The sequence below is a fragment of the Brucella sp. NBRC 113783 genome, from assembly GCF_040372265.1.
In the GTDB taxonomy this organism is placed as follows: domain Bacteria; phylum Pseudomonadota; class Alphaproteobacteria; order Rhizobiales; family Rhizobiaceae; genus Brucella; species Brucella teleogrylli.
This window is the reverse complement of record NZ_BAABRX010000005.1, coordinates 203,756-229,401: the sequence shown is the minus strand read 5'-3', so window position 1 is coordinate 229,401 and position 25,646 is coordinate 203,756. Positions and strand designations below refer to the sequence as shown.

Genomic DNA, 25,646 nt, shown 5'->3' with positions numbered 1-25,646 from the left:
GCTTGTGCAGAAATTAAATAACCTATGCTGACACTCAGTCCACAAGCGTCCGCGCTTCGGATGGCAGCATGATGGGTATGCCGCCGCGCACCGGATAGGCAAGCTTTGCCTTGCGCGAAATCAGTTCGCTGTGCTCCGCGTCATATTCCAGCGCGCCTTTGGTCAGCGGACAGACAAGCAGTTCCAGAAGGCGCACATCGATGCTGCCGGTTTCAGTTTTATCATTCACCATTTCATATCCTCCGGATCATTGCAGGCGCGATCCGTAATCGTCGTCTTTCACTCTCGCCAGCACCATTTCCGTAATGGCGATCAGCGTCGCAGCACGCGTCTTGAGGTCGGGCGCCTCCAGCAATGCCTGCTTTTCGGCAGGCCCAAAGGGCGACATGATCGACAGCGCATTGACGAGCGTTTCATTTCCGGCGCGGGAGATGCTTTCCCAGTCGGCTTCCAGATTATGCGCTTCCAGATAGTCGCGGAAGGCACGAAGCAGCGCTTCACGGTCGATATCAGCCGTGTCGCGCGCCTCTTCCAGATCGGCCAGAAACGGCATGATCCGGCACTGGCGATAAGGCTGGCGGCAATTGACCTCCTCCTTGATACGGAAACGGCAAATGCCCTGAAGCGTGATCAGAAGCCGTCCGTCGCCGGTCTCCGCATAGGTCGTTATGCGACCGAGACACCCAATGCTGCTCAGCGGCGGACGAAGGCTTTCGTCCAGTTCATTGACGCCCTCGTCGTCGTCGTCATCGATTTGCGGCTGGATCATGCCGATGATCCGCTTTCCGGCAAGCGCGTTTTCCACCATCGCCAGATAACGCGGCTCGAATATGTTCAGCGGCAGTTGGCCGCCGGGCAAAAGCAGGGCACCTTTCAGCGGAAATATCGGAACCAGGTCCGGAATGTCGGAACCCGTTCTGTAGCGGGCATTACCCACTTGCATTGCAACCTCCTTTGGGATGCTTCGCGCAATCCACGCGCGCAGCATCCTGACAGTCAGATTTCCCGCCGCTTTTATCGCCTACGAAAACAGCAGCGAAGACAGCTTCCGGCGGGCCGAAAGCGTCGCCGGGTCCGTATTGCCCCATGCTTCGAAGAACTGGAGCAGTTGCTTACGCGCGCCATCCTCGTTCCAGCTGCGGTCGGCCTTCATGATGGCCAGCAGTTCGTTGGCGGCATCGTCGCGACGGCCCTGCGCATTGCGCACCTGCGCCAGATCGAAACGCGCCTGATAGTCCTGCGGATCAGCCTGAAGACGCTTTTCCAATTCAACCGGGTCACCAATCAGCTTGACCTGATCGGCAAGCGCCAGCTTGGCTTCGAGCGCGCGCACCGATACGGCATTCTGCTTATCGGCAGGAATGGCGGCCAGAATTTCGCGTGCCTGTTCGGCATCGCCCGATTCCAGAACGCAAGACGCCAGACCGACAATCGCATCGACATTGTCGGGTGCGGCTTGAAGAATGGAACTGAAAATCTCACCAGCCTGAACGTAATCGCCGGATTCAAGCAGTTCCTGCCCGGCTGTTACCGCCTCGGCAATCGCGCTTTCCTGATCGCTTGGCCCGCCGATCTTGGCGATGAATTCCTTCACCTTCGATTCCGGCAGTGCACCCATGAAGCCATCAACCGGCTGGCCGTTGACGAAGGCGATAACCGCCGGGATGGACTGGATGCCAAGCTGGCCCGGAATGGACGGGTGATCGTCGATGTTCATCTTGACGAGCTTGACCACGCCGCCCGCTTCCTTGACGGCCTTTTCGATAACCGGCGTCAGCTGCTTGCAGGGCCCGCACCACGGAGCCCAAAAATCGACCAGAACCGGCTGCTGGCGCGATTCGGCCAGCACATCGGTCTGAAATGCCGCAGTCGTCGTATCCTTGATCAGATCCGCCCCGCCCACGGGTGCCGGCGCCGAACCGAAAGAAACATTTGCCGTCATCTGGCCGCCCGTATTGGCGTAAGGATTGTTCTGGCTGGTCATGGAATATTCCTCATATCTTCCGGCCCTGTTCATGCACCCCGCATCAAGGCCGGTGTCGATCTTTTCAGTTCGTGCTTGTCAATTTGTATCTGTTCCGGCGGATTTCAAGACGCGTAGTCTATACCGTTGCGTCTGCCTTCGCACCTTCTGATACTGCAAGGATACGTGGTTCGTGACCGGTCGATTTCAGGAAGGCGATGAGGTCTTCGCGCCGGATCGAGGTGGTGGCTTCGTTGGTCAGCGGGTGTCCGTTGATGACATCATATTTCATCAGATCCGCATCGATGACGACCTGAACATTGTGGTCGCGGTCGTTGATCGCGCCGAACACTGTCACCGATCCCGGAATGACACCCAGATATTCCAGCAGCTTTTCCGGTTTGCCAAACGAAACGCGGCTTGCCGCACCGATCACCTGATGGATCGACTTCAGATCGACCACGGCATCTTCCTCCACGGTCACGAGAAAGAAATTGTCCTTCTTGTCCTTCAGGAACAGGTTTTTGGTGTGTCCGCCGGGAATTTCGCCACGCAAGCCTTGAGAATCCGCAACCGTGAACAAAGGCGGGTGTTCCACGGTCGTCACCTCGATACCGAGATTTTGCAGATAGTCGAGAAGCTCCTTCGGCGACAAAGCCATGATTCCACCCATTTCCATTCAATATTCAAATTGTTCCGTTCAGGTTTATAGACCATGGCATGCACGGCTGTAACCACCCGAACCGAACTTTGGACAATCTCCGGAAAACGACATTTTATTGTAATTTCCCTGTTGCATTCCGAAATGCCTTAGTCCATATAGCGCCTGCCTGATGGAAACGACTTCCTTCGGAAACGTTTTCAGGTCGAAACTGGCGCGAGCGGGTGTAGCTCAGGGGTAGAGCACAACCTTGCCAAGGTTGGGGTCGAGGGTTCGAATCCCTTCGCCCGCTCCAGTTTCCAGCAAGGCAACGATCAAAATCCCGGCTTCGTCCGGGATTTTTGCTTTTGTGGGTTTCCTTTCGAACAGATTCAGCGCTGCCAGCAAACTGAGCTAGCGCTCAGTTGCCGACAAATTCGAACTTGTCCACGTCCACCAGACCGCGATCCGTGATTTTCAGATGTGGGATAACCGGCAGTGCGACAAAGGCCAGTTGCAGGAATGGTTCTTCCAGAACCGAGCCCAGTTCTTCGGCAGCATGGCGCAGCTTGCGCAATTCCTCCCGCACCACCTCATAAGGCTGGTCGCTCATCAGTCCGGCGATGGGCAAAGGTAGTTCGGCCAGCACCTTGCCATCGCGAACCACCACGAAACCGCCTTCGATCTCGCCAAGCCGGTTGGCGGCGACCGCAATATCCTCGTCCGATGTGCCGACGGCACAAATATTGTGGCTGTCATGGCTGACAGTTGAAGCAATGGCTCCCGCTTTCAACCCGAAACCATGCACAAAACCGGTGGCGATATTGCCATTCTTGCCGTGGCGCTCAACCACCGCGATTTTCACAACATCCTGTTCGAGATCGGGTTCAACACCCTTCGATCCGACTTTCAGCTCGAATTCGAGGCTTTCGGTGATGATCTTGCCGGGAATGATGCCAATGGCGCGCGTCTTGCCGCTGTTGGAATGCGAACGGAAATTGGCAGCACTGACACGCTGCGCCTTCACGCTGTTGCGCCCCACTTCGGCGATTGTCTTGCGCTGGGCAAAAAGCTCTTCCGAAACCACACGTCCTGCCGAGAGGACGATCGCGGCATGACAACCTTCCAGACTGTCCACGATCACGAGATCGGCGCGCTGCCCCGGCGCTACCAGCCCCCGGTCAAACAGGCCAAATGCACGGGCCGCCGAAACACTGGCCGCACGATAGATGGCCAAAGGCGACACGCCGCCCGCAATAGCGGTGCGGATCAGATAATCGAGATGGCCCTGATCAGCGATATCGAGCGGATTGCGGTCGTCGGTGCAAAGCGCCAGAAACTGCGCGTGGCGCTCGGTGATGATCGGCATCAGCGCCTTGAGGTCCTTGGAAACCGAACCTTCGCGGACCAGAACATGCATGCCCTTGCGCATCTTCTCCAGCGCTTCTTCGGCACTTGTCGCCTCATGTTCGGTACGAATGCCGACGGAAATGTAGCCGTTCAGGTCCTTGCCGCGCAGCAGTGGTGCATGACCGTCGATGTGTCGCCCCTGAAATGCGTTGAGTTTGGCCATGCATTCGGGGTCTTTGGCCAGAACACCCGGAAAATTCATGAACTCGGCCAGACCGATCACCTTTGGATGATCCGCGAAGGGCAGAAGATCGCCGATCAGCAGTTCCGCACCCGCCGTTTCCATATGGGTGGCAGGCACGCAGCTTGACAGCTGAACGCGGATATCCATCACGGTTTCCAGCGCGCTGTCGAGGAAGAACTTAATGCCCTCCGCGCCCAGAACATTGGCGATTTCATGCGGATCGCAGATCACCGTCGTCACGCCTTGCGGCAGTACGCAGCGATCGAATTCATGCGGCGTGATGTGCGAGGATTCGATGTGCAGATGCGTATCGATAAAGCCCGGCACGACGATGCGCCCCGAAATGTCGATTTCCTGCTTGCCGGAATAGGTCCCGAACGTGCCGACAATGCGATCCCCGCAGATTGCAATATCGCTTTCCACCAGCTCGCCGGTGACAAGATCGAAGAAGCGGCCACCCTTCAGCACGATATCGGCAGGCTCGCGGCCCACGCCTTGATCGATCATCCGTTCCAGCATCGCTTACTCCATTCACAACTGAATCAATTCGAAAGAGGTTATCATAATGCAAGACGCGGCGGTAAGGTCGCCCTTCCGCCGCGCCGTCGATAACAATACCGCGTTGTCAGCGGCGATATTCCATGATGCGGCTGCGGCTCAAAACCAGTTCGAGACGATTACCGTCGAGCTGGTGCAGACAGACGCGCCGCGTCCACGGGCCGTCTTGCAGCGTGAAGAGCGCCCGTCCATTGCCCATGTCTTCCAGCGGTATGGCGCGGCGTGTGGGACCGATTCCCCAAATGACATGCCCGTCCCTGATATCGAAACTGGCGCCATAAGCCGATGCCTGCCAGTGGCCATCCAGTTCTCTTCCGGCAGGCGACACCGATGCCGGATTCAGGCGACACGGGGCATAGCCGATTTCACCTTCCAGCACGTCACCCGTCCAGCGCAGCTTGACCGGCGACGACGCAGAAAGGGACGAGAACCAGCCATCACCAACGCTGTAGAGCGTTTCTTGGGCATCAAGGCAATTGGCGACGCCATTGCGCATTTCGAGCCATAGCGACCCGGTTTCGGCAACGTACAATCCGTCCGGGATCGTGCAATCGGTATCGGGCAGCTGCAAACTATAGAGGGCGGCCATACAATCGCGCGCGATCCTATAAGTGTCGGCGTCTTCCCGGTTGGACACAACAACCATGCCGCTTTTCGCAAGCGGATCGAGCAGAAAATAGCTCTTGTAACCGGGATGCGAACCGCCATGGCCGACAAATGCCCGTCCGTCCACGCCGTTCCAGCGCAGGCCCAGACCATAGCCGGTCGGACGTCCGTTCGACAGGGTGCGTTCCGCAGAGAGTTTTGCGAGCAATCCCCTGTAAGCACCCTCGCCTTCCAGAAGCGCTTGCGCCCAGATCGTCAAGGCCATGCCGCTGCCGACCAGACAACCCGAAGCGGAAAGATGCAAGCCAGCAGCGCTCAATTGCCACTTGTCGCCCGCCTGAAAGTAACCCGGCGCCAATCCCTTGATCGGATCGTTCCACAGATCGGGCGCATCAATTGAAAGGCCAAGCGGTGCCGCAACTTTGGCCTTTATGAAATCGCGAAAGCTTAAGCCTTTGCGTTCCAGCGCGGCTTCCACCAGCCGATAGCCGGTATTGGAATAGGAAATTTCGCTGCCTGCTTCAAAATTGAGCCGCGTCAGCGATGCTATAAAATCCAGAAGCTGGTTTGCTTCAGTCTGCGTGTAGACGGAAAGACCAAGCAGTGTCAGGCATTCGCGCGTATCAGGCAGGCCGCCGGTCATATCCAGCGCACGGCCCACGCTCACATCCGCCAGCGGGCTTTGCAGTTCCGGCAGATGGTCACCGAGACGATCATCGAGGCTTATGACATCGCTATGGCTCAGAACCATGGCGCAGAACAAATGCTTGGTGATGGACGCGTAGCGCACGACCGTATTGGCCGTAAAGGGAACCCCCGTTGCGAGGCTTTCCAGCCCGCCCGCATAAGCGAATTTGACCCCGTCCAGATCAAAACCGATAATCACACCGCCGGGCTCATCCTTCGCCCAGCTTCTCGAATAGACCTTCGCAGCCTGTGAGGCAGCGTTCCAGTCCGCATGCATTGGCATAAAATCTCCGTCAGACAGCTCTTGCATTTCAACGCTCCCTGCATGCGCAATTCCCCCGCCGCCGAGCTGTTCCACAATCCCGGATGCCGAATGTTCACTGTCTCAAGAAACATCGCAGCACCATAGCATGGGATCGTAGCCGACCGCAGATAAATGGGATTCTCTTGTCCACGCAAGACCGCCTCACTGTACGGTGTGAGACACATGGCGCAGAAAACTCGTTTGCAATTTGCCCTCAGCGGGTCCACTACGCCATTGAACTGAATGATCAGCGTGAAGGAAAACTCCCAACATGGCGACAGAACAATTGATTCCGGTATTCGATGGGCACAATGATGTTCTGCTGCGCCTGTGGTCTTCCAACAAGCCTACGCCTGAAAAGCGCTTCCTGGAAGGCGAAGATGTCGGGCATATCGACCTGCCCCGCGCCCGCAAGGGGGGCCTCGGCGGTGGACTATGCGCGGTCTATGTTCCGTCTCCTGCCCGTGAGCTTGACGCCGACGGCAATCTGCCAACGCCAAGCCAGCCCGATGCCATGAAGGCGACGCTGGGCATGGCGTCCATTCTGCAGAACATCGAACGCAAGTCGGAAGGGCAGGTCCGCATCTGCCGGACGGCTGCGGACATTCGCGACGCTTTTGCCAAGGGCATCTTTGCTTCCGTTTTTCACATTGAAGGGGTGGAAGCTTTCGATGAAAGCCTCGATGCGCTTTATGTGCTGCACGCAGCCGGCCTCCGAACGCTCGGCCCTGTCTGGAGCCGCCCCAATATTTTTGCCCATGGCATTCCCTTCCGTTTTCCATCATCGCCCGATATCGGGGCGGGCCTGACCGATCACGGCAAGGCGCTGATCCGCGCCTGCAATGAACTGAAGGTCATGGTCGATCTTTCCCATATGAATGAAAAAGGCTTCTGGGATATTGCCGCTCTATCCGATGCACCGCTGGTTGCGTCGCACTCCAATGCCCATGCGCTTTGCCAGCAAAGCCGCAATCTCACCGACCGGCAGCTTGACGCCATTCGCGATACCGGTGGTCTTGTCGGCCTGAATTTCGGCGTCGGCTTTCTGCGCGAAGATGGCAAACGCGACCCGAATACCGATCTGAACGAGCTGGTGCGCCATGCCGACTATATCGTCAACCGCATCGGCATCGATCACATCGCGCTTGGTTCGGACTTCGACGGCACGACGATCTCGAACAGCCTGCATAGCGTCGCCGACCTTCAGCGTGTGATCCAAACCTTCCGGGCACATGGTTATGACGATGCATCCCTCGTCAAACTGGCCCATGGAAACTGGATTGACGTGCTGGAGCGCAGCTGGGGCCAATAAGACCGAAACAATTCTGCGAATCCAGACAAAGTATCGAGGAGGCATTCCGGGCCTCCTATATTTTTTGCTCAAGACAGCAACACCCGTCTCCTGTAACGTCATAAAACCTCCGCAGTTAATCCACAGCCACTCACAATTTTTCGCGGGGCTTTCGATTTTTTTCTTTTCGATAGCTACTATTTTCGGGTTTACTCTGACATAGGTGAAATCGAAGGTTGATCCTTCCCTAAAAATTGCATTCATATAAGCGTAATAACGATAATGCAGGTTCCGGAGTTATCGCGAGCAGGCTTCGCTGTTCCTGATATTCACGCAACCTCAACTCCGAGGAGGAAACATGCTTACCCGTCTGATCTCGACCTCTGCGCTTACAGGCGCGCTTGCTCTTTGCATCGGTTCGCAGGCATTTGCCCAGACCGAGTTGTCCTGGTGGCACGGCATGACCGGCGCCAACAACGAAATGATCAACGAACTCACCAAGGAGTTCAACGAAAGCCAGAGCGATTACAAGGTTGTTCCGGTCTATAAAGGCAGCTATCCGGAAACGTTGAACGCTGGCATTGCCGCGTTCCGTTCCAAGCAGCCGCCGGCAATTCTTCAGGTCTTCGACGCTGGCAGTGGCGTGATGATGGGTGCAGAGGGTGCCGTGGTTCCGGCAGCGGAAGTGCTGGAAAAGGGCGGCTTCAAGTTCGACAAGTCGCAATATCTGCCGGGTATCGTCGCTTATTACTCCAAGCCGGACGGCACCATGCTGTCCTTCCCGTATAATTCCTCGTCGCCAATCCTCTATTACAACAAGGATGCCTTCAAGAAGGCTGGTCTGGATGAGAACAACCCGCCAAAGACCTGGCCGGAAGTGTTTGAAGCCGCCAAAAAGATCAAGACGAGCGGCGCTGCGGCTTGCGGTTTCACCTCGACCTGGCTGACCTGGATCCAGACCGAAAACTTCGCAGCCTGGAACAACGTGCCCTATGGCACCAACGAAAACGGCCTCGGCGGCACCGATGTGAAGCTGGAAATCAATTCCCCGCTTTACATCCAGCATTTCCAGTCGATTGCCGATCTCGCCAAGGATGGCACTTTCCGCTATGGCGGTCGCACCTCGGAAGCAAAGCAGCTCTTCACCTCGGGCGAATGCGCCATGCTGACGGAATCGTCCGGTGGTCTCGGCGATGTGGTCAAATCCGGCACCAATTACGGTATCGGCCAGCTGCCCTATTATGAAGGTCATGGGCCTCAGAACACCATTCCCGGCGGTGCGGCTCTCTGGGTTTTCGCTGGCCTCAGCGACGACCAGTACAAGGGCATTGCGCAGTTCTTCAACTTCCTGTCGCAGACCAAGATTCAGGTCAAGCTGCACGAGAAGTCCGGCTATCTGCCGGTGACGCTGGCGGCTTACGAAGAAACCAAGAAGTCGGATTTCTATGAAAAGAATCCGGGGCGCGAAACGCCGATCCTGCAGATGATGGGCAAGGCCCCGACCGAGAACTCCAAGGGCGTGCGCCTCGTCAATCTGCCGCAGGTGCGCGATATCCTGAACGAAGAGTTCGAAGCCATGCTCGGCGGCAAGCAGGACGCGAAGACCGCGCTAGAAAACGCTGTCAAGCGTGGAAACGATGCGATCGCAGCCGCACAATAAGTTTTAAATCAAGCAATGCCGCCTGCTCTTAATCGAGTGGGCGGCTTTGTTTCCTGCAAGGAAATCGCCGTGCAGAAAGTCACATTCCCCAATAAGATCTTGCCCTATTTCCTGCTGGCGCCGCAAATCGCGCTGACGCTGGTGTTCTTCTTCTGGCCCGCCAGTCAGGCCATTTATCAGTCCTTCATGCGTGAAGACGCGTTCGGCCTGAAATCCACCTTCGTAGGGCTGGCAAATTTCAGCGCGGTTCTCTCGGACCCGAACTATCTGCATTCCTTCAGGGTCACGATTGTCTTCAACGTCCTGACGGCTTTTGTGGCCATGGGCGCAGCCTTGTTGCTGGCGACCGCAGCCGACCGCGTCATACGCGGCAAGACCTTTTATCGCACATTGCTGATCTGGCCCTATGCCGTGGCACCTGCGGTCGCTGGCATGCTGTGGCTGTTCATGTTCAGCCCGGCGATGGGTACACTCGCCTATATACTGCGCCGCAACGGCATCGCATGGGACCCGCTTCTGGATGGCAATCAGGCTATGGGCCTCGTTGTTTTCGCGGCGGCGTGGAAACAGATTTCCTACAATTTCCTGTTCTTTGTTGCAGGCTTGCAGGCAATTCCTAAGTCCTTAATCGAAGCAGCGGCAATCGATGGCGCGCGCGGCGCGCGGCGCTTCTGGACCATCGTGTTTCCACTGCTGGCACCGACTTCGTTCTTCCTGCTGGTAGTCAACACGACCTATGCCTTCTTCGATACATTCGGCATCATCCATGCCGTCACCGGCGGCGGTCCTGCCAAGGCCACGGAAACGCTAGTCTACAAGGTTTACAATGATGGCTTCGTCAATCTGAACCTCGGCTCGTCGTCGGCCCAATCGGTCATCCTGATGGCCATCGTCATCGCCCTGACTGCCTTCCAGTTCCGCTTCGTTGAGAAGCGCGTGCATTATTCGTGAGCGAGGCGGCCATGATCGAAAAACGCCCAATCTCCAATCTGATCGGCCACCTGATCCTGATCATCGGGATCATCATCGTCGCCTTTCCGATTTATTACACCTTCATCGCCTCGACGATGAGCTCGTCGGAAATCATCCGCCCGCCTATCTCGCTCCTGCCCGGCGATAATCTCATCGAGAACTATAACGAAGCCATATTCGGCGGCGTGGAGCGCGTTGTCGGTGTCAGCCTTGAACGGCTCTTGTGGAACTCGTTCGTCGTGGCGATGGCGATTGCCATCGGCAAGATCATCATCTCGTTCATGTCGGCCTTTGCGATTGTCTTCTTCCGCTTTCCGCTGCGCATGTTCTTTTTCTGGATGATTTTTGTGACGCTGATGCTGCCGGTCGAAGTGCGCATCCTGCCCACCTACAAGGTCATCGTCGATCTTGGCCTGATCGATACCTATGCAGGGCTTACACTGCCCCTGATGGCATCGGCGACGGCGACCTTCCTGTTCCGGCAGTTCTTCCTGACCATTCCGGGAGAACTGGTCGAAGCCGCGCGCATCGACAATGCAGGACCGTTCCGCTTCATGCGCGACATTCTCCTGCCGCTGTCGAAGACGAATATCGCAGCGCTTTTCGTCATTCTCTTCATTTACGGATGGACCCAGTATCTGTGGCCCCTGCTCGTTACCAATGATGCGAAAATGAACACGATCATCATCGGCCTGCGCCGCATGGTCGATTGGGCCGACGCATCCACCCCATGGAACTATGTCATGGTAACGGCAATTCTGGCCATCATCCCGCCGATCCTCGTTGTCGTGCTGATGCAGCGCTGGTTCGTCAAAGGTCTCGTGGAAACGGAAAAATAATGAGCAAAATCGTTCTTGATAATGTCCGCAAGAGCTATGGTGCCGGCATTGAAGTCATCAAAGGCGTTTCACTGGATATTCAGGATGGCGAATTCGTCGTTCTCGTCGGCCCATCAGGCTGCGGCAAGTCCACATTATTGCGCATGATCGCAGGGCTTGAAGGCATCACTGGCGGCACGATTGCCATTGGCGACCGTGTGGTCAACGATGTCGAGCCAGCCGAACGCGACATCGCCATGGTGTTCCAGAACTATGCGCTTTATCCGCATATGTCGGTGCGCGATAACCTCGCTTATGGCCTTAGAAACCGCAAAACGCCGAAAGACGAGATCGAACGCCGGATCGCTAAGGCCGCCAAGGCGCTGGAGATCGAGCAGTTTCTTGACCGCAAGCCGCGCCAGCTTTCGGGCGGCCAGCGCCAGCGCGTTGCCATGGGCCGCGCCATCGTGCGCGAACCGGCGGCATTCCTGTTCGACGAGCCGCTTTCCAACCTCGATGCTAAACTGCGCGTTCAGATGCGCGTCGAGATCAAGCGCCTGCAACGTTCGCTCGGCACCACCAGTGTTTATGTGACCCACGACCAGATGGAAGCCATGACCATGGCTGACCGCCTCGTCGTGCTCAATGCCGGGAATATCGAGCAGGTCGGCACGCCCATCGAGCTTTACGAAAAGCCTGCTTCGACCTTTGTGGCAACCTTCATTGGTTCCCCGTCGATGAACCTAATGGAAGGCGGCGCAAGCACGCTGTGGCAGCCGGGCAGTGCCATCACTATCCCGTCAGGCAGTTTCACGCTCGGCGTGCGCCCGGAAGATATTCGAATCATCGAAGCCGGAGAACCGCCGGCAGATGGCTTCAACGCCGATGTGCGCATTGACGCTATTGAACTGGTTGGCGCGGAAAGCTTCATCCATGGCTCGCTTTCCGATGGCAAGCCGCTGGTCTTCCGCGTGGCCGGACGCTCGGGCCATGCAATCGATGAAGTCGTGAAGGTCGGCGCTTCAGCGCAGAACGTGCATCTTTTTGATGCGAATGGCCGCCGTATCGGCGACTGATTGAAACAGTCTTGCGCTCTGCAACCAGAGCGCAAGACGCCGCCTTTTCTTATATGCGCAATGTTTACATCACCTTGAATAATCAATTTCCGTTTGAAATTTTATGCGTTACACAGAAAGGGAATAATTTTCTCATTTCTGGGAATGCGTACTGAATGACTCATCAACAGATACTGTCCTTCGCTGTGATCGTACTCATGATGGGGGCTTTTATCTGGGGCAAGTTTCGATACGACATCGTGGCGCTTTGCGCGCTTCTGCTTGCCATCGCGGTCGGTGTCGTCCCCTATGACCAGGCGTTCAGTGGGTTTAGCGACGATATCGTCATCATTGTCGGCAGTGCGCTGGTGGTTAGCGCGGGCGTCGCACGCTCTGGCCTGATGCAGCTTGCCGTTCAGCGGTTCCTGCCCGAAATGAACAGCGTTCGATTGCAGCTGGCCGTGCTGGTCGCCATCGTGACGGTTCTTTCCGCCTTCGTGAAGAATGTCGGCGCGCTGGCGATCATGATCCCTGTCGCCTTTCAGTTTGCCCGCCGCTCCAATGTCTCGCCCTCGACATTCCTGATGCCGATGGCCTTCGGCGCGCTGCTCGGCGGGCTGATGACGCAAGTTGGCACCTCGCCCAATATCGTCGTTTCGCGTATTCGCGGCGAAATGGTCGGCGAGCCTTTCACCATGTTCGATTTCACGCCGGTCGGCGCTGTGCTTGCCGCTGTCGGCCTCGTCTATCTCGTGTGCTTTTACTGGCTGGTGCCGCAGCGCACCCGCGAGAACGTTTCGCTCAACGAAGCGATCAAGATCAAGAACTACGCTTCCGAAGCCCGTGTTTCAAAATCCTCGCCACTGGTAGGCAAGCAGATATCCGAACTGATCCGTCCCGCCGAAGGTGAGGCGATGGTCACAGCCATCATCCGCAAGGAAGGGCGCATCACGCCCCTGCCCGACACAGTCCTTGCCGAAGACGATATCGTCATGCTGGAAGGCGATCCGAAAGCGCTCGATACGGTTGTCAGCGCCGGAAAGCTGACCCTGTCCGAAAATCGCGACCCGAAAGACACGAGCGGCTCGACCGACATTGAGGTGGTTGAAGCCGTCATCGGCAAGAATTCCCATCTTGTCGATCTTTCGGCGCAACGGCTCGAGCTTTATGCGCGCTATGACGTCAATCTCCTCGCCGTCAGTCGTCCCGGCGAGCGCATCACGGAACGATTGAGCGAAGTGCGCCTGCGCTTTGGTGACGTGCTGGTGCTGCAAGGCAGACAGGCCAGTCTTTCGACCTTCCTGCCGGAATTCGAGCTTTTGCCTCTGGCGCGGCGCAAGCTGATGCTTGGAAATGTCCGCAAGAGCCTGATACCACTGGCAATTCTGATTGTCGCCATTGGCGCGACCGCTTTCAGCATCGTACCGGTTGCCATTGCGTTTTTCGCAGCTGCGGTTGCGATGCTGCTTTTTAAGGTGATCCCGCTCAACGAAGTTTATGACGAGATCGACGGACCTATTCTGGTGATGCTCGCGGCGCTCATACCCGTATCGGACGCACTCAGGACCACAGGCGGCACTGATCTGATCGCCGAATCCCTCGCCACCATTGGTCATCAGCTGCCACCCGCCGGTGCACTGGCGCTGATCTTGGTCGCCGCAATGATGGTGACGCCGTTTCTCAACAATGCCGCCACGGTTCTGGTCATGGCACCCATTGCAACCAGCTTTGCCGCTGGTCTTGGCTTCAGGCCTGAAGCTTTCCTGATGGCGGTGGCGATCGGCGCGGGATGCGATTTCCTCACGCCCATCGGCCATCAATGCAACACGCTGGTCATGGGACCGGGCGGTTACAAATTCAGTGATTATTCCCGCCTTGGGCTGCCGCTTTCCATCATCATCGCGATCGTAACCGTGCCGACATTGATGTTCTTCTGGCCGCTGAAATAGGACCGCTCAGAGCTTCTGCGCGCGAACCCAGGCAAGGCTCTCCGCCACGATTTTCCCCACCGGGTCGGCAACGTCTGCCCGGAAAACAAGCGGCTCGCCCACCGGGTTTTCCAACGTCGCGATCTGGCTTTCGAGCATGGCGACCGGCATGAAATGGCCAGTGCGGTGTCCCATATGCTCGTGGAGAACTTCGAATGTTCCATCGAGGAAGATAATCAGAACCGGTGCACCGGCAGCAGCGCGTAAGCGGTCGCGATAGGTCTTTTTCAAAGCGGAACAGGAAACGACGATGCCATCATTTGCAGCGGCAAGCTGTTCGCCGATCTTGTCCAGCCACGGCCAGCGGTCTTCATCCTGAAGCGGAATGCCCGCCGACATTTTATCGACATTGGCCTTGGGGTGGAGGGAATCCCCTTCCAGAAAGGGCAGCTGCAATTCGGCAGCGATCTTCTCACCGACAGTGGACTTTCCGGAACCCGAAACGCCCATAACAATCATACGCAGCATCAATATCCTCACAGGCTCGCCGACACGCTGGCACCGGCATGCGAAGTCAAAAAGTCTTCGCTGAAACAAAACCGGATCACGCAACACGAGCGATGTGCGGCGTAACCCGTCGGCCTGTCAAGCTTCGGTAAAAAATAATCGGCCTTCGCGCGCTAAAGTTTTTAGTTCAGCGGGATTGCGTTACCATCCTTGTGGGCCTGATAAGCGCCGGACATCGCATCATATTTCGCGCGAATGGCATCAAGACGCTTTTCTAGCCGCGAACGATCCGGCTCCGGCAAACTTGCAACGAGCTTCGGCAGGGAATGGCTATGCCAGAAGGCATTGTCACGATTATAGCCGCCCGGTTCCAGCGTGAAAACTTCTTTGAGAATTTTCAGATCGTGCGGAATTGAAAACGCATCGCGCGAATCTTCATGGCTGAACAGATAATAGAAATTGTCGAAGCCGCTCCAGGTGATGGCCGAAAGGCACATTGAGCATGGCTCATGGGTGGAAAAGAACACCATATCCTTGGTGTTCGGCCTGCCCTTTTCCGGCATTTCATAAAAGCGCTTCAGCGTGTGCACTTCACCATGCCAAAGCGGGTTTTCCGTCTCGTTGTTGGTTTCTGCCAAAACGAGCGAAAGATCGGACTTTTGCAGCAGGGCTGCACCGAAAATCTTGTTGCCAGCGGCAACGCCTTTTTCCGTCAGCGGGATGATATCATTCTCGAGAACTTCAATCAGTCGTTCCAGAAGCTTCAAATCGTTCGACTGCAAAGGCTCTCTCCTCATCTCTGGTCAGGAAGTGCGCCGGGCGCGGACGCCCAGCGCTGCAAGACTATTCTGCGAAGAACGCGAAGCGGATCACGAACAGTGCCGCCACCAGCCAGGTTGCGAGGTGAACCTCACGTGCCTTGCCTGTGAAGGCCTTGAGCACGACATAGCTGATGAAGCCAAAGGCAAGACCGTTGGCGATCGAATAGGTGAGCGGAATGGCCAGAGCCGTCAACGCGGCAGGCGTTGCTTCCGTAATGTCGCTCCATTCAATCTCGGTCAGTTCGCGCATCATGAGGCAAGCCACATAGATCAGCGCGGGTGCGGTTGCATAAGCAGGCACCGAACCGGCGAGCGGCGAAATGAACAGCGCTGCAAGAAACAGCAGCGCCACGACGAGCGCCGTGAGACCGGTGCGACCGCCTGCCTGCACGCCGGAGGCGCTTTCGACATAAGCCGTCGTGGACGAGGTACCGAGCAGCGAGCCGCCGAGAATGGCCGTGCTATCGGCAAAAAGTGCGCGGCCGAGACGGTTCGGCTTGCCCGGTTCGATCAGGCCGCCACGCTTGGCAACGCCGATCAGCGTGCCCGTGGCGTCGAAAACTTCGACCAGAACAAAGACGAGGATCACGTGCAGAATGCCGGTGTGGAGCGCGCCCATGACATCAAGCTGCAGGAAGGTCGGCGCAAGGCTTGGCGGTGCAGAGAACACGCCATTGAACTGGCTGATGCCGAGCGCAATCGATGCAATCGTAATCACCAGAATGCCGATCAGGATCGAACCACGAACCTTGAGCGCATCCAGAACCGCGATGATGAAGAAACCGGCAATAGCGAGCAGGGTGCCAGCTTTGGTCAGATCGCCGAGTCCGACGAGCGTTGCTTCATTGCCAACCACGACGCCTGCGGTTTTGAGGCCGATCAACGCCAGGAACATGCCGATACCGGCGGCGATGGCGCTGCGCAGCGAATGCGGGATGCCTTCAACCAGCCAGCGGCGGATACCCGTTACTGTCAGAAGGAGGAAGATGATGCCGGAAATGAAAACCGCACCAAGCGCCTGCTGCCAGCTGAAGCCCATGGCTCCAACGACCGTGAACGCGAAGAACGCGTTGAGGCCCATGCCGGGCGCCATGCCGATCGGCCAGTTGGAAACGAGAGCCATGATGATCGAGCCGAGCGCTGCCGCAAGACAGGTCGCCACGAACACCGCGCTCTTATCCATGCCCGTGGTGGACAGGATATCCGGGTTGACGAAGATGATGTAGGACATGGTCAGGAAGGTCGTTACGCCGGCGATGATTTCCGTCCGCGCGTTGGTGCCATGTTCCCGTAATTTGAACAGCTTTTCGAGCATCGTTCCTCCGAGGCAAGTAGGCCCATTTCTTGGGTGCCCACGCCAATTCCGCCACGGACAGATTTGCTGCGCCGCCACGGAATGCAGAATGGAGCAACCCTTTGGGATTGCCAAAATGTTAGACGCCGCCGCATTTTGCACGGACGGACTGGTTCCCCATACACCTCATTGCAGGCAATGCACAGTTCTCTACACGATCTGCACACAATTCTGCCTTGAGAATGCCTATTTATTGACTTGATGAAGTGTGGACTGACTTGTCCCCGAACACCAGTTCCCCATTTGCGGGGAAATATTTGAAAGTGCTTCAAAAAAAAGCACCCGTCTTGGCGACGAATGCGATCTTCAACATGCTGATTAGAAAGCGCTTTTCAGCAAAAGCGCGGTCGCATACATGCCAAGCGCAAAAAATGTATGCGCGACGAGGTTCATAATACGGACATGACGCGCATTCGGCAAACGGGATGCCGCCCAGCCGATTCCCAGCCCCGGCTGCAGCAGAAACCAACCGGCAGCGACCGTTAATATGCCGAAGATCCAGACGGGCAGAAAGACAGGGTCCTCGAACCACGCCGCCCCGCCATAGAAAGCGAAAATCACGCCATAGAGAATGCCGACACCATAATGGCCGATCCAGCCAAGCGCGACCTCGTGCTTGTAGGGCGCAGCCTGGCCTATATCGTCATGGAATATCTGGCCTTTGCGAAGGTGCCAAAACCAGCGACCAACCCGCCCCCAGTTTGGAGCAGCCTGTCCCGGCATAGCTGCCAGTACGATTGCCCAAATATCCATCACCACTGTTGCGCCGATCCCAATCAGGATACCGCGCCATAGGAGGTCCATCATCTTGCGAGCCCCATCGCCTTGTGAGCTTTTATGTCATCGGGCGATCAGTTAGCAATCTGATCGCCCGATGCGCAAGGATGCCAGTCTCAGTATAGATGTTTTCACACAATATTACGGCCAAGCCGCTGTAACAATCGTTTGAATAGTCATTGCTCTGAAAAGAGAGCGACGATGAAGAAGCACTCAAAGCCTGAACATCTCAACCTTGAAATGCTCTTCATCATCAGCCCCCGCGAGATTGAGTATATGAGAGACCATGCAAGAAACAATTCAAAGTTGTCTCAAAACGGGATCAGAAATGTCCCAAATGCGATTGGATTTCGAAAAAACCGGCGAAAAGAGAGTGGATCCCACGGCAAAACAACAGCCATGCGACAGTTATATCACCCGTCTGCAAGCTCGAATTTTTAAAGAATCGGAGGAATAGAATTGCCAGCTGGAATGCGCTGATCACAAAAGAAATTGCTAAAATACTCTATGGCAAGGCAGAAAAAGCAAAAGCGCCGGGACTGGAGACCGACGCTTTGTCACTTTATTTCAATTGTACTTGCGGGGCGATCCTTCGAAAGACGCTCCATAAGCACTTATCGACCGAATACGGCGCTCTGAATCTGCGAACGCGAAACGCCGATGTCGGCAAGAAGATGGTCGTCCATTGCACCGAGTTCACGAACTGCACGGCGACGGGATACATACTGCTGGAATTTCTGACGAATGTTCATTTGCTCTCTCCTCGTTTGGATGAGCATGAAATAGGCGTTTGTCTAAATTTCCACCACGGATATGATTGCAAATGAGGCATGCGTTTTCGCGAGAGCTCCAAGCCTTGAAAAAGGCGAAATCGCACCTCTCGATTTATACTGGCTCAGCAGCAGTTTTACTAAAATGTCTTTTGCCAATGTGTCTCCAATCGATTAGAGGATCGACAAGAGCCTCCTCCCCTCTTTTCGGCCTCCGCGGTTTCGGACCCGTCTTTACGGACATAGTCATGCTTTACGGAATTTTCCTCGCGTTTGCTTCCTATGCTGCATTCGCTATCAGTGATGCCTGCGTCAAATTCATTGACGGCTCGCTGTCTCCCTACGAAACCGCCTTTTTCGGCGCAGTGCTCGGTTTGCTTGCCGTCCCTTTCACCAAGAAAGCCACCGACAGCTGGCTCGATATGTTTCGAACCACCAATGTGAAGATGTGGTTTCTGCGCATGGTCACGACCACGATGGGGACTGTCGGCAGCGTCACCGCATTTACACATCTTTCAATGGCGGAAGCTTTCGCCCTGATTTTCCTGTTGCCTGCATTCGTCACTATATTGTCCGTCGTGTTCCTCAAGGAACAGGTCGGCTGGCGGCGCTGGCTGGCAGTCGCCATCGGCTTTGCGGGTGTTCTGGTGGTTCTGCGGCCCGGCTTCCGCGAATTGTCCATTGGCCATCTCGGTGCGCTCGCCGGCGGCATGGGTGGCGCAGTCGGCATCATCATTTTCCGCGTGATGGGTAAACAGGAAAAGCGCATCTCGCTTTATACAAGCGGGCTCATCGGCCCCATCGTCATCTGCGGCGCGCTGATGCTGCCGACCTATCAGGCACCCGATACGATGCAATGGGTCTATCTGGCTGGATATGGCCTGCTGGCAGCACTCGCCAATATTCTGCTCATGCTGGCGGCACATCACGCGCCTGCCAGTGCGATTGCATCGCCGCAATATAGCCAGATGATCTGGGCGATCCTGTTCGGCTATTTCGTCTTCCACGATCATATCGATATGGCGATGCTGATCGGCATTGTGCTGATCGTCATTTCCGGCATGTTCACATTCATCCGCGAACGCCAGCGCGGCGTCGAAGGACCGCCCGCCGTCGCTACATCCGACCCGACGCCTGCGCTCGTGGAAGAAAACCCCACGCAATAACGTCTCATTTCGCGATGAACGATATTCAGCGGGAAAAGCCACCGCCTGATGGCGGTGGCCACCACATGCACGTGCTGCATGGCAGGCATGCACGGAACTCTCTTCAAAACGCCCGGCTTCATCGCCATTTAAAAGTCACGGACGAAGAAACTGTCCGGACTGGAGATGAAAAATGTTTGCCCGTTTTAACAATCGTTTCGGTCGTGCATTCGCGCAATTTGGTAGCGCTGTCCGCGCTTCGGCTGCGGTGCGGGTTGGTCATCAGCCTGCCGCGAAAGACCTCGAGACGCTCGGCATCAATGCAAAGCAGTTCCGCGAAATTCACGGATAATTTTCGCGTAAAGAGTATCAAGTATCCGCGTTTTGAACAGCCCCGGCCAAACACCGGGGCTTTTTATCTTTACTAGCAATCAAAATCAACCTATACTTTCCCTAGTTGCTCCATATACGACAATCCCAAATAGTATAATAGCGCGTGCAGTACCAGTAGTTATCTCCTGCAGTGATACGGCAAACTTTCTTACATTCATCTTCCGTATCAAAACCACCTATATACCGCTTATTTACTTGCCTCGCATCGCGAGCCAGGTGAATATGTGTCATTGCAGGCGGGTTATGAAGGCTGGTCCGGATGTTGGCGTAAGCACCGGTGTTCGGAAAAAAAGCAGCGCCGAATACGATAAATAAAAAATACTTATGCATAATGATCTCCCTTTCAATGAGATCAATTTTAGCTTCTTGTCCCGATGACTACATGTCCAACTCCGTGTCACCAAATCGGAGCTATCAAGAGGCCCCGGTGCTGCCGGAGCCTCTTTTTTGATCAATCTTCGTCGGTGGCCATCTGCTTCAAAAGATCGCCCTTGCCGCGCTGGCGCATGATCATCGGCACGACGACAGCGGCAATTGCGAGCGCGATCAGCGCGACCGACACCCAGGAATGGACGAGCGCCATCGGGTTGCCCTGACTGATCTGCAACGCCTGACGCAAGCTCTTTTCCGCCATCGGCCCAAGGATCAGACCAACGACCACTGGCGCAATCGGATAGGAAAAGCGCCGCAGCACATAGCCGAGCAGGCCGAATGCCAGGAGCAGGCCAAGTTCGAAGGAAACCGGCAGTCCAAACAGCATCGACGTGGACGCATTGGCGCCAATTGTGCCGAGTGTCGCAAACACCAGAATGCCTGCATAAAGCCAATGGCGCGGGATGGTGAGCATCTTCACCCACAGGCCGATCAGCGGCAGGTTCAAAACCAGCAGCATCAGATTGGCGACGAGCAAGCTCGCAACCAGTCCCCAGACCAGCGAAGCATTGGTCACGAAAAGAAGCGGTCCCGGCTGCAAGCCGAACTGCTGGAAACCAGCCAGCATGATCGCGGCTGTAGCAGTGGTCGGCAGACCAAGCGTCAGAAGTGGCACGAGCGTTCCGGCAGCCGAAGCGTTGTTGGCAGCTTCTGGCCCGGCAACACCTTCGATTGCGCCCTTGCCGAATTCTTCCGGATGTTTGGAGAACTGGCGTTCCGCCGAATAGGACAGGAAGCTTGATACGTCGGCACCGCCCGCAGGCATGGCCCCAATCGGGAAGCCGATGGCCGTGCCGCGCAGCCATGGCATCCACGAGCGCTTCCAGTCGTTTTTGGTCATCCAGACCGAGCCTTTGACGGCAATGACTTCATCGTCCGGGCCGAGCTTCTTCGACACCACCGCCAGCGTTTCACCGATAGCAAACAGCGCCACGGCAAGCGTCGTGACATTGATGCCGTCGAGCAGGTTCGGCGTGCCCATCACAAGGCGCGCCTGTCCGGTCAGCTGATCGATACCGATCAGGCCAAGCGCAAGTCCGATGAATAGCGATGTGAGGCCGCGAAGGGTGGAATCGCCGAAAGCCGCCGAGACTGTCATGAAAGCGAGCAACATCAGGGCGAAATATTCTGACGGGCCGAAGGATAGCGCGAATTTCACCACGAACGGCGCGACGAAGGCGAGCGCAAGCGTGGCGATAAGACCCGCAATGAATGAGCCGATGGCAGCCGTGGCCAGTGCTGGCCCGCCGCGCCCGGCCCTTGCCATTTTGTTGCCTTCCAGCGCGGTGACGATGGAGGCGCTTTCACCCGGCGTATTGAGAAGGATCGAAGTGGTCGAGCCGCCATACATGCCGCCATAATAAATACCGGCAAACATGATGAGCGAGCCGGACGGGTCCAGCTTGTAGGTAACTGGCAGCAGAAGCGCGACCGTCAGCGCCGGGCCGATGCCCGGCAAAACGCCGACTGCCGTGCCGAGCGTCACGCCGATCAGAGCATAGAGGAGGTTCGATGGCTCCAACGCCACCAGCAGTCCGTTGGCGAGAAGTGCTACAGTATCCATAATGTGCCCTCGCCGTTAGACGAAACGTTCAAGCCAGCCGGATGGCAGCGACAGCTGAAGACCACGCGCGAATATGAACCAGATCACGAAGGCAAAGATGATGCCTGCCGGAACGCTGATCCAGAACTTGCGATAGCCAAAGCCGCGTGCGGTTGCCGCGAACAGCAATCCGGTGGCCAGCGAAAACCCGGCTGTCTTCATCGTCAGCATCTGGATAGCCAGACCGCCGATGATCCACGCCATGGGGGCAATTTCCTGATGCTCTCTTTCGGGAAAATCACCGCGTAGCGCTTCGATAACTGTCCATATGGCAAGGCCGAACAATCCTGCGGCAACGACATACGGAACGGTTTTCGGGCCGACCGGCGAGTAACTCGTCACCTCGTTGCCATAGGCCGTGGACCAGGCAATGGCGATCGAAACGGCAGCCAGAATGAAAGCGATGACAAGAGCGGCGATATCCGGCGCCGCCCTGTCAGGGCGACGCTCATCGTGCTGTTGAGACCCTGTCATTTGACGAGGCCGATTTCCTTGAGGATTGTCTCAGTCGCCGCGACATCCTTGGCGAGCTGTTCCTTGAATGCCGGACCGGCGAGATAGGTATCGGCCCAACCCTTATCCTTCAGCGCCTTCTGCCAGGATTCCGATTTCACGAGCTTTTCGACATCGGCGTTGATCGCGGCTTCCTGTTCAGCCGTGATGCCCGGAGCGGCAGCAACCATGCGCCAGTTCTGGATGGAGACGTCCACGCCGCCTTCCTTAAAGGTGGGCGCATCGATGCCTTCCACTCGCTCATCGCTGGAAATGCCGATGATGCGCAGCGTACCGGCCTTGATCTGCGAGTCGAATTCGCCGTAACCGGAAATGCCGACCGTCACCTGATTGCCGAGAATAGCGGCCAATGCTTCACCGCCACCTGAAAACGCGATGTAGTTCACCTTGGTCGGATCGACGCCAGCCGCCTTTGCAAAAAGGCCAGCCGTGATGTGATCGGTGCCGCCTGCCGAACCGCCACCCCAGGATACGGAACCAGGATCGGCCTTCAGCTTGGCGACGAGATCGCCGAGATTTTGAATATCGGATGCGGCGGGAACAACAATGGCTTCATATTCGCCTGTCAGGCGCGCAATCGGCGTGACCTGATCCAGCGTTACCGGCGATTTGTTGGTCAGGATTGCGCCGACCATCACATAACCGCCAACAATCAGCTGGCTGGCGTCGCCCTTGTTCTGATTGACGAACTGCGCCAGACCGATAGTGCCACCGGCACCCGGTACGTTGATAACCTGTACGCTGCTGGAGATCTTTTCGTCCTGAAGCACACTCTGCATCGTGCGTGCCGTCTGGTCCCAGCCGCCGCCCGGGGCAGCCGGCGCGAGCAGCTTGTAATCTTCCGCCGACGCCGAACCGGCTCCCATCATTGCCAAAGCAGCGACCGACGTTACGGCCAGAATAAACCTACGCATATGTCCTCCCAAATCAGACGCAAAGCCGCCTTGCGGCGGACCTCCCCATAGCCCGCTTCCTCTAGCGGGCACAAACTACATGGAGACTACAAAAAATAATTGCAATAGACCATAGCCCCGCAATATTTGCTTTGTGCAGAACATGCCGAGACTCGCTCCTCCTCAACCGTAGCGATACATTGACTTCGGAACACCCGATTCTTTTTGCAATCTTTGCTCTCCCCCACATTTTTGCCAGCCAAATGCTGGCACTGGCAAGGAAATAGCCGATGGCCGCTGCTGAAACCGCAACCCACGCCGCCGAAGCCGCCCATCATGGCGGTTTCGATCTTATCCCCATCGTCGTGCTTTTGGGCGCAGCCGTCATTGCAGTGCCTTTGTTCAAACGGCTCGGTCTCGGCTCGGTTCTCGGTTATCTCGCAGCCGGGCTGATCATCGGGCCGTTCGGTCTTGGACTATTTTCCGATCCGCAGGCGATCCTGCATGTTGCCGAACTCGGCGTGGTGATGTTCCTGTTCATCATCGGTCTGGAGATGCAGCCCTCGCGCCTGTGGTCTATGCGCGGTGAAATCTTCGGTCTCGGTCTGGCACAGGTGGCACTCTGTATCGGTCTTCTCACTATCGTCGGCCTTACGCTTGGCTATCCGGTTGCGCAAAGCTTCGTCGCAGGCACCGGTTTCGTGCTGACGTCGACTGCCATCGTGATGCAAATGCTGGAAGAACGGCGGGCCATGGGTCTGCCGAAAGGTCGCCGCATCGTTGCAATTCTGCTGCTCGAAGACCTAGCCATCGTGCCGCTTCTGGCGCTCGTGGCCTTTCTGGCACCGGGCGGCGAAGAAACGACGCTCGCCGACCGTCTGACCGGCATTGCCATCGGGCTTGCCTCCATCGTCGGCCTGATCCTGGCCGGGCGCTATCTGCTCGACCCGTTATTCCGCATTCTCGGCAAAGCCAAAGCCCGCGAGGTGATGACGGCGGCAGCACTTTTCGTCGTGCTGGGTGCAGCGCTTGCCATGCAACTCGGCGGGCTATCGATGGCGATGGGCGCATTTCTTGCTGGCGTACTGCTGTCGGAATCCACCTTCCGCCACCAGCTTGAAGCCGATGTCGAACCATTTCGCGGTGTGCTGCTCGGCCTGTTCTTTCTCGGCGTTGGCATGTCGCTCGACCTTGCGGTGATTGCGGCCAGCTGGCAGTTGATCATCGTTGCGGTCATCGCCTATATGCTCTTGAAAATGTTCGGTATCTATGCGGTTGCCCGCTTGTTTCGCGCCAGCAACCGTGAAGCCGTCGAACGGGCCGTTCTGATGGCGCAGGGCGGTGAGTTCGCCTTCGTCCTTTATGCTGCCGCCACGGCGGTCAACATCATCGATGCCGAGGCCAATGCGATTCTGACGGCGACGATCATTGTCTCCATGGCGCTCACGCCGATCATGATCATCCTGCATGACCGGCTGATGCCAAAACCCGTGCCTTCCATGGAAGATGTCGAGACGGCGGACAATCTGTCCGCCAGCGTCCTCCTGATCGGCTTTGGCCGTTTCGGGCAGATCGTCAGCCAGCCGCTCCTTGGAAACAGCTGTTCGATTTCCATTATTGAAACCAACACCGATGCCATCCGCAACGCGAAGGACTTCGGCTTCAAGGTCTATTTCGGCGACGGCTCGCGCCTCGACATACTGCATGCTGCGGGCGCACATCATGCGCGACTGATCGTCATCAGCGTTGACGACCGCGAAGCCAGCCTGAAAATCGCGGAACTGGTGAAGGCGGAATTTCCGCTTGTTCCGGTATTGGCAAGATCCCTCGACCGCGAACATGCCATCGAACTCATCAATGCGGGTGTCGAATATCAAATCCGCGAGACCTTTGAATCGGCGCTGGCTCTTGGCGAAAAAGCGCTGGAAATGCTGGACGTCGATGAAGAGGAGCGCGCGCGTGTCATGGAAGATGTTCGCCGCCGCGACAGTGATCGCCTCACAATCGAATTGACCGAAGGCATTTATGCCGGGCGCGATCTCATCCACGGCAACGCGCCGATCAAGGACAAGAAGGGCGGAACGGATAGCGCAAGATAGGACAAGGCGTTTATCGACATAGCTGAGCCTGTGGTAAAATTGGGTTGATCTGGCCTACCAAACGGCGCGGCTCTTCCTAGTTTATAGGTGGTACAATGTTATCATTCGTCCAACCAAGGAGAAGCCGCATGACGAAATCTCTGTCCTGGCATGCACCGAAGTTCATCGAAGTTAGCTGCGGCATGGAAATCAATCGCTATGCACCGGCAGACGGTGACGAACCAATCCTGTTCTGAACTGTCTCCCCAGACGCGGGAACAGTT

Annotated in this window: 25 protein-coding genes and 1 tRNA gene; 11 read left to right on the top strand and 15 right to left on the bottom strand. The window is 56.6% G+C overall.

All coding sequences use genetic code 11. The features are described 5' to 3' along the window. Positions 1-34: 34 nt before the first annotated feature. The 4 genes from ABWW11_RS17155 to ABWW11_RS17140 form a co-directional block, all read right to left on the bottom strand. On the bottom strand, positions 35-229 hold the full coding sequence (locus ABWW11_RS17155; RefSeq protein ID WP_109367978.1) for a Trm112 family protein: 195 nt from the start codon (positions 227-229) through the stop codon (positions 35-37). Between the two features lie 18 nt (positions 230-247). Then, positions 248-943: an LON peptidase substrate-binding domain-containing protein gene (locus ABWW11_RS17150; RefSeq protein ID WP_109367977.1), complete on the bottom strand. Its 696-nt coding sequence runs from the start codon at positions 941-943 to the stop codon at positions 248-250. Between the two features lie 78 nt (positions 944-1,021). Further along, the gene (gene trxA, locus ABWW11_RS17145; protein WP_109367282.1) at positions 1,022-1,984 is read right to left on the bottom strand and encodes a thioredoxin; all 963 of its coding nucleotides are present in this window, start codon (positions 1,982-1,984) and stop codon (positions 1,022-1,024) included. A 118-nt stretch (positions 1,985-2,102) separates the two neighbouring features. Further along, positions 2,103-2,624: a prolyl-tRNA synthetase associated domain-containing protein gene (locus tag ABWW11_RS17140; RefSeq protein ID WP_109367976.1), complete on the bottom strand. Its 522-nt coding sequence runs from the start codon at positions 2,622-2,624 to the stop codon at positions 2,103-2,105. A gap of 220 nt (positions 2,625-2,844) precedes the next feature. Between ABWW11_RS17140 and ABWW11_RS17135 the strand changes: the two genes are divergently transcribed. Next, a tRNA-Gly gene (locus tag ABWW11_RS17135) sits at positions 2,845-2,919 on the top strand. Between the two features lie 105 nt (positions 2,920-3,024). On the opposite strand, the gene ade is transcribed toward ABWW11_RS17135, so the two are convergent. Then, positions 3,025-4,716 carry an adenine deaminase gene (ade, locus tag ABWW11_RS17130; RefSeq protein ID WP_109367281.1) on the bottom strand — a complete coding sequence of 564 codons (1,692 nt, stop codon included), beginning with the start codon at positions 4,714-4,716 and terminating at the stop codon, positions 3,025-3,027. A 106-nt stretch (positions 4,717-4,822) separates the two neighbouring features. Beyond that, on the bottom strand, positions 4,823-6,331 hold the full coding sequence (locus ABWW11_RS17125; protein WP_109367280.1) for a serine hydrolase domain-containing protein: 1,509 nt from the start codon (positions 6,329-6,331) through the stop codon (positions 4,823-4,825). Between the two features lie 292 nt (positions 6,332-6,623). Here ABWW11_RS17125 and ABWW11_RS17120 point away from each other — a divergent pair, with 292 nt between their 5' ends. The 6 genes from ABWW11_RS17120 to ABWW11_RS17095 all read left to right on the top strand — a co-directional run bounded on the left by ABWW11_RS17120 (position 6,624) and on the right by ABWW11_RS17095 (position 14,097). Then, positions 6,624-7,664, top strand: coding sequence for a dipeptidase (locus ABWW11_RS17120; RefSeq protein WP_109367279.1), 1,041 nt, complete (start codon positions 6,624-6,626; stop codon positions 7,662-7,664). Positions 7,665-8,001: 337 nt separating this feature from the next. Beyond that, positions 8,002-9,303: a sn-glycerol-3-phosphate ABC transporter substrate-binding protein UgpB gene (gene ugpB / locus ABWW11_RS17115; protein WP_167836081.1), complete on the top strand. Its 1,302-nt coding sequence runs from the start codon at positions 8,002-8,004 to the stop codon at positions 9,301-9,303. A gap of 69 nt (positions 9,304-9,372) precedes the next feature. Continuing rightward, positions 9,373-10,254 carry a sn-glycerol-3-phosphate ABC transporter permease UgpA gene (ugpA, locus tag ABWW11_RS17110; RefSeq protein ID WP_319080906.1) on the top strand — a complete coding sequence of 294 codons (882 nt, stop codon included), beginning with the start codon at positions 9,373-9,375 and terminating at the stop codon, positions 10,252-10,254. Positions 10,255-10,265: 11 nt separating this feature from the next. Further along, positions 10,266-11,114, top strand: coding sequence for a sn-glycerol-3-phosphate ABC transporter permease UgpE (gene ugpE, locus ABWW11_RS17105; RefSeq protein WP_121538360.1), 849 nt, complete (start codon positions 10,266-10,268; stop codon positions 11,112-11,114). After that, on the top strand, positions 11,114-12,169 hold the full coding sequence (locus ABWW11_RS17100; protein ID WP_109367278.1) for a sn-glycerol-3-phosphate import ATP-binding protein UgpC: 1,056 nt from the start codon (positions 11,114-11,116) through the stop codon (positions 12,167-12,169). Before ugpE ends, ABWW11_RS17100 begins: the two co-directional genes overlap by 1 nt. Before the next feature lie 155 nt (positions 12,170-12,324). Next, complete coding sequence (locus ABWW11_RS17095; RefSeq protein ID WP_109367277.1) at positions 12,325-14,097, top strand: SLC13 family permease; 1,773 nt, start codon at positions 12,325-12,327, stop codon at positions 14,095-14,097. A 6-nt stretch (positions 14,098-14,103) separates the two neighbouring features. On the opposite strand, the gene ABWW11_RS17090 is transcribed toward ABWW11_RS17095, so the two are convergent. The 5 genes from ABWW11_RS17090 to ABWW11_RS17070 form a co-directional block, all read right to left on the bottom strand. Further along, positions 14,104-14,604, bottom strand: coding sequence for a gluconokinase (locus ABWW11_RS17090; protein ID WP_109367276.1), 501 nt, complete (start codon positions 14,602-14,604; stop codon positions 14,104-14,106). A 161-nt stretch (positions 14,605-14,765) separates the two neighbouring features. Further along, the gene (locus tag ABWW11_RS17085; protein ID WP_371830815.1) at positions 14,766-15,380 is read right to left on the bottom strand and encodes a deaminase; all 615 of its coding nucleotides are present in this window, start codon (positions 15,378-15,380) and stop codon (positions 14,766-14,768) included. Between the two features lie 46 nt (positions 15,381-15,426). Continuing rightward, entirely contained in the window at positions 15,427-16,719 is a 1,293-nt protein-coding gene (locus ABWW11_RS17080; RefSeq protein ID WP_319080904.1) for an NCS2 family permease, read from the bottom strand. Positions 16,720-17,076: 357 nt separating this feature from the next. Next, positions 17,077-17,565, bottom strand: coding sequence for a DUF2938 domain-containing protein (locus ABWW11_RS17075; protein ID WP_167836080.1), 489 nt, complete (start codon positions 17,563-17,565; stop codon positions 17,077-17,079). 584 nt (positions 17,566-18,149) lie between these two features. Beyond that, on the bottom strand, positions 18,150-18,287 hold the full coding sequence (locus tag ABWW11_RS17070; protein ID WP_078336882.1) for a DUF1127 domain-containing protein: 138 nt from the start codon (positions 18,285-18,287) through the stop codon (positions 18,150-18,152). 266 nt (positions 18,288-18,553) lie between these two features. Between ABWW11_RS17070 and ABWW11_RS17065 the strand changes: the two genes are divergently transcribed. Together ABWW11_RS17065 and ABWW11_RS17060 are read left to right on the top strand one after the other, a co-directional pair. Further along, positions 18,554-19,471 carry a DMT family transporter gene (locus tag ABWW11_RS17065; protein WP_109367272.1) on the top strand — a complete coding sequence of 306 codons (918 nt, stop codon included), beginning with the start codon at positions 18,554-18,556 and terminating at the stop codon, positions 19,469-19,471. Positions 19,472-19,643: 172 nt separating this feature from the next. After that, positions 19,644-19,802 (top strand): hypothetical protein, encoded by a 159-nt coding sequence (locus ABWW11_RS17060; protein WP_167836079.1) that lies wholly within the window; start codon positions 19,644-19,646, stop codon positions 19,800-19,802. A gap of 101 nt (positions 19,803-19,903) precedes the next feature. Here the strand turns inward: ABWW11_RS17060 and ABWW11_RS17055 are convergent, their stop codons facing one another. The 4 genes from ABWW11_RS17055 to ABWW11_RS17040 all read right to left on the bottom strand — a co-directional run bounded on the left by ABWW11_RS17055 (position 19,904) and on the right by ABWW11_RS17040 (position 23,305). Continuing rightward, positions 19,904-20,173, bottom strand: coding sequence for a hypothetical protein (locus ABWW11_RS17055; protein ID WP_124915848.1), 270 nt, complete (start codon positions 20,171-20,173; stop codon positions 19,904-19,906). A 121-nt stretch (positions 20,174-20,294) separates the two neighbouring features. Further along, the gene (locus tag ABWW11_RS17050) at positions 20,295-21,839 is read right to left on the bottom strand and encodes a tripartite tricarboxylate transporter permease (protein WP_109367271.1); all 1,545 of its coding nucleotides are present in this window, start codon (positions 21,837-21,839) and stop codon (positions 20,295-20,297) included. Positions 21,840-21,854: 15 nt separating this feature from the next. Continuing rightward, complete coding sequence (locus tag ABWW11_RS17045; protein ID WP_109367270.1) at positions 21,855-22,352, bottom strand: tripartite tricarboxylate transporter TctB family protein; 498 nt, start codon at positions 22,350-22,352, stop codon at positions 21,855-21,857. Next, positions 22,349-23,305, bottom strand: a complete 957-nt coding sequence (locus ABWW11_RS17040) for a Bug family tripartite tricarboxylate transporter substrate binding protein (RefSeq protein WP_109367269.1) — start codon at positions 23,303-23,305, stop codon at positions 22,349-22,351. The genes ABWW11_RS17045 and ABWW11_RS17040 overlap by 4 nt, the downstream gene beginning before the upstream one ends. 269 nt (positions 23,306-23,574) lie before the next feature. Between ABWW11_RS17040 and ABWW11_RS17035 the strand changes: the two genes are divergently transcribed. Together ABWW11_RS17035 and pqqA are read left to right on the top strand one after the other, a co-directional pair. After that, complete coding sequence (locus ABWW11_RS17035) at positions 23,575-25,383, top strand: monovalent cation:proton antiporter-2 (CPA2) family protein (protein ID WP_109367268.1); 1,809 nt, start codon at positions 23,575-23,577, stop codon at positions 25,381-25,383. 140 nt (positions 25,384-25,523) lie between these two features. Then, on the top strand, positions 25,524-25,619 hold the full coding sequence (gene pqqA / locus ABWW11_RS17030; protein WP_078337071.1) for a pyrroloquinoline quinone precursor peptide PqqA: 96 nt from the start codon (positions 25,524-25,526) through the stop codon (positions 25,617-25,619). Positions 25,620-25,646 lie beyond the last annotated feature (27 nt).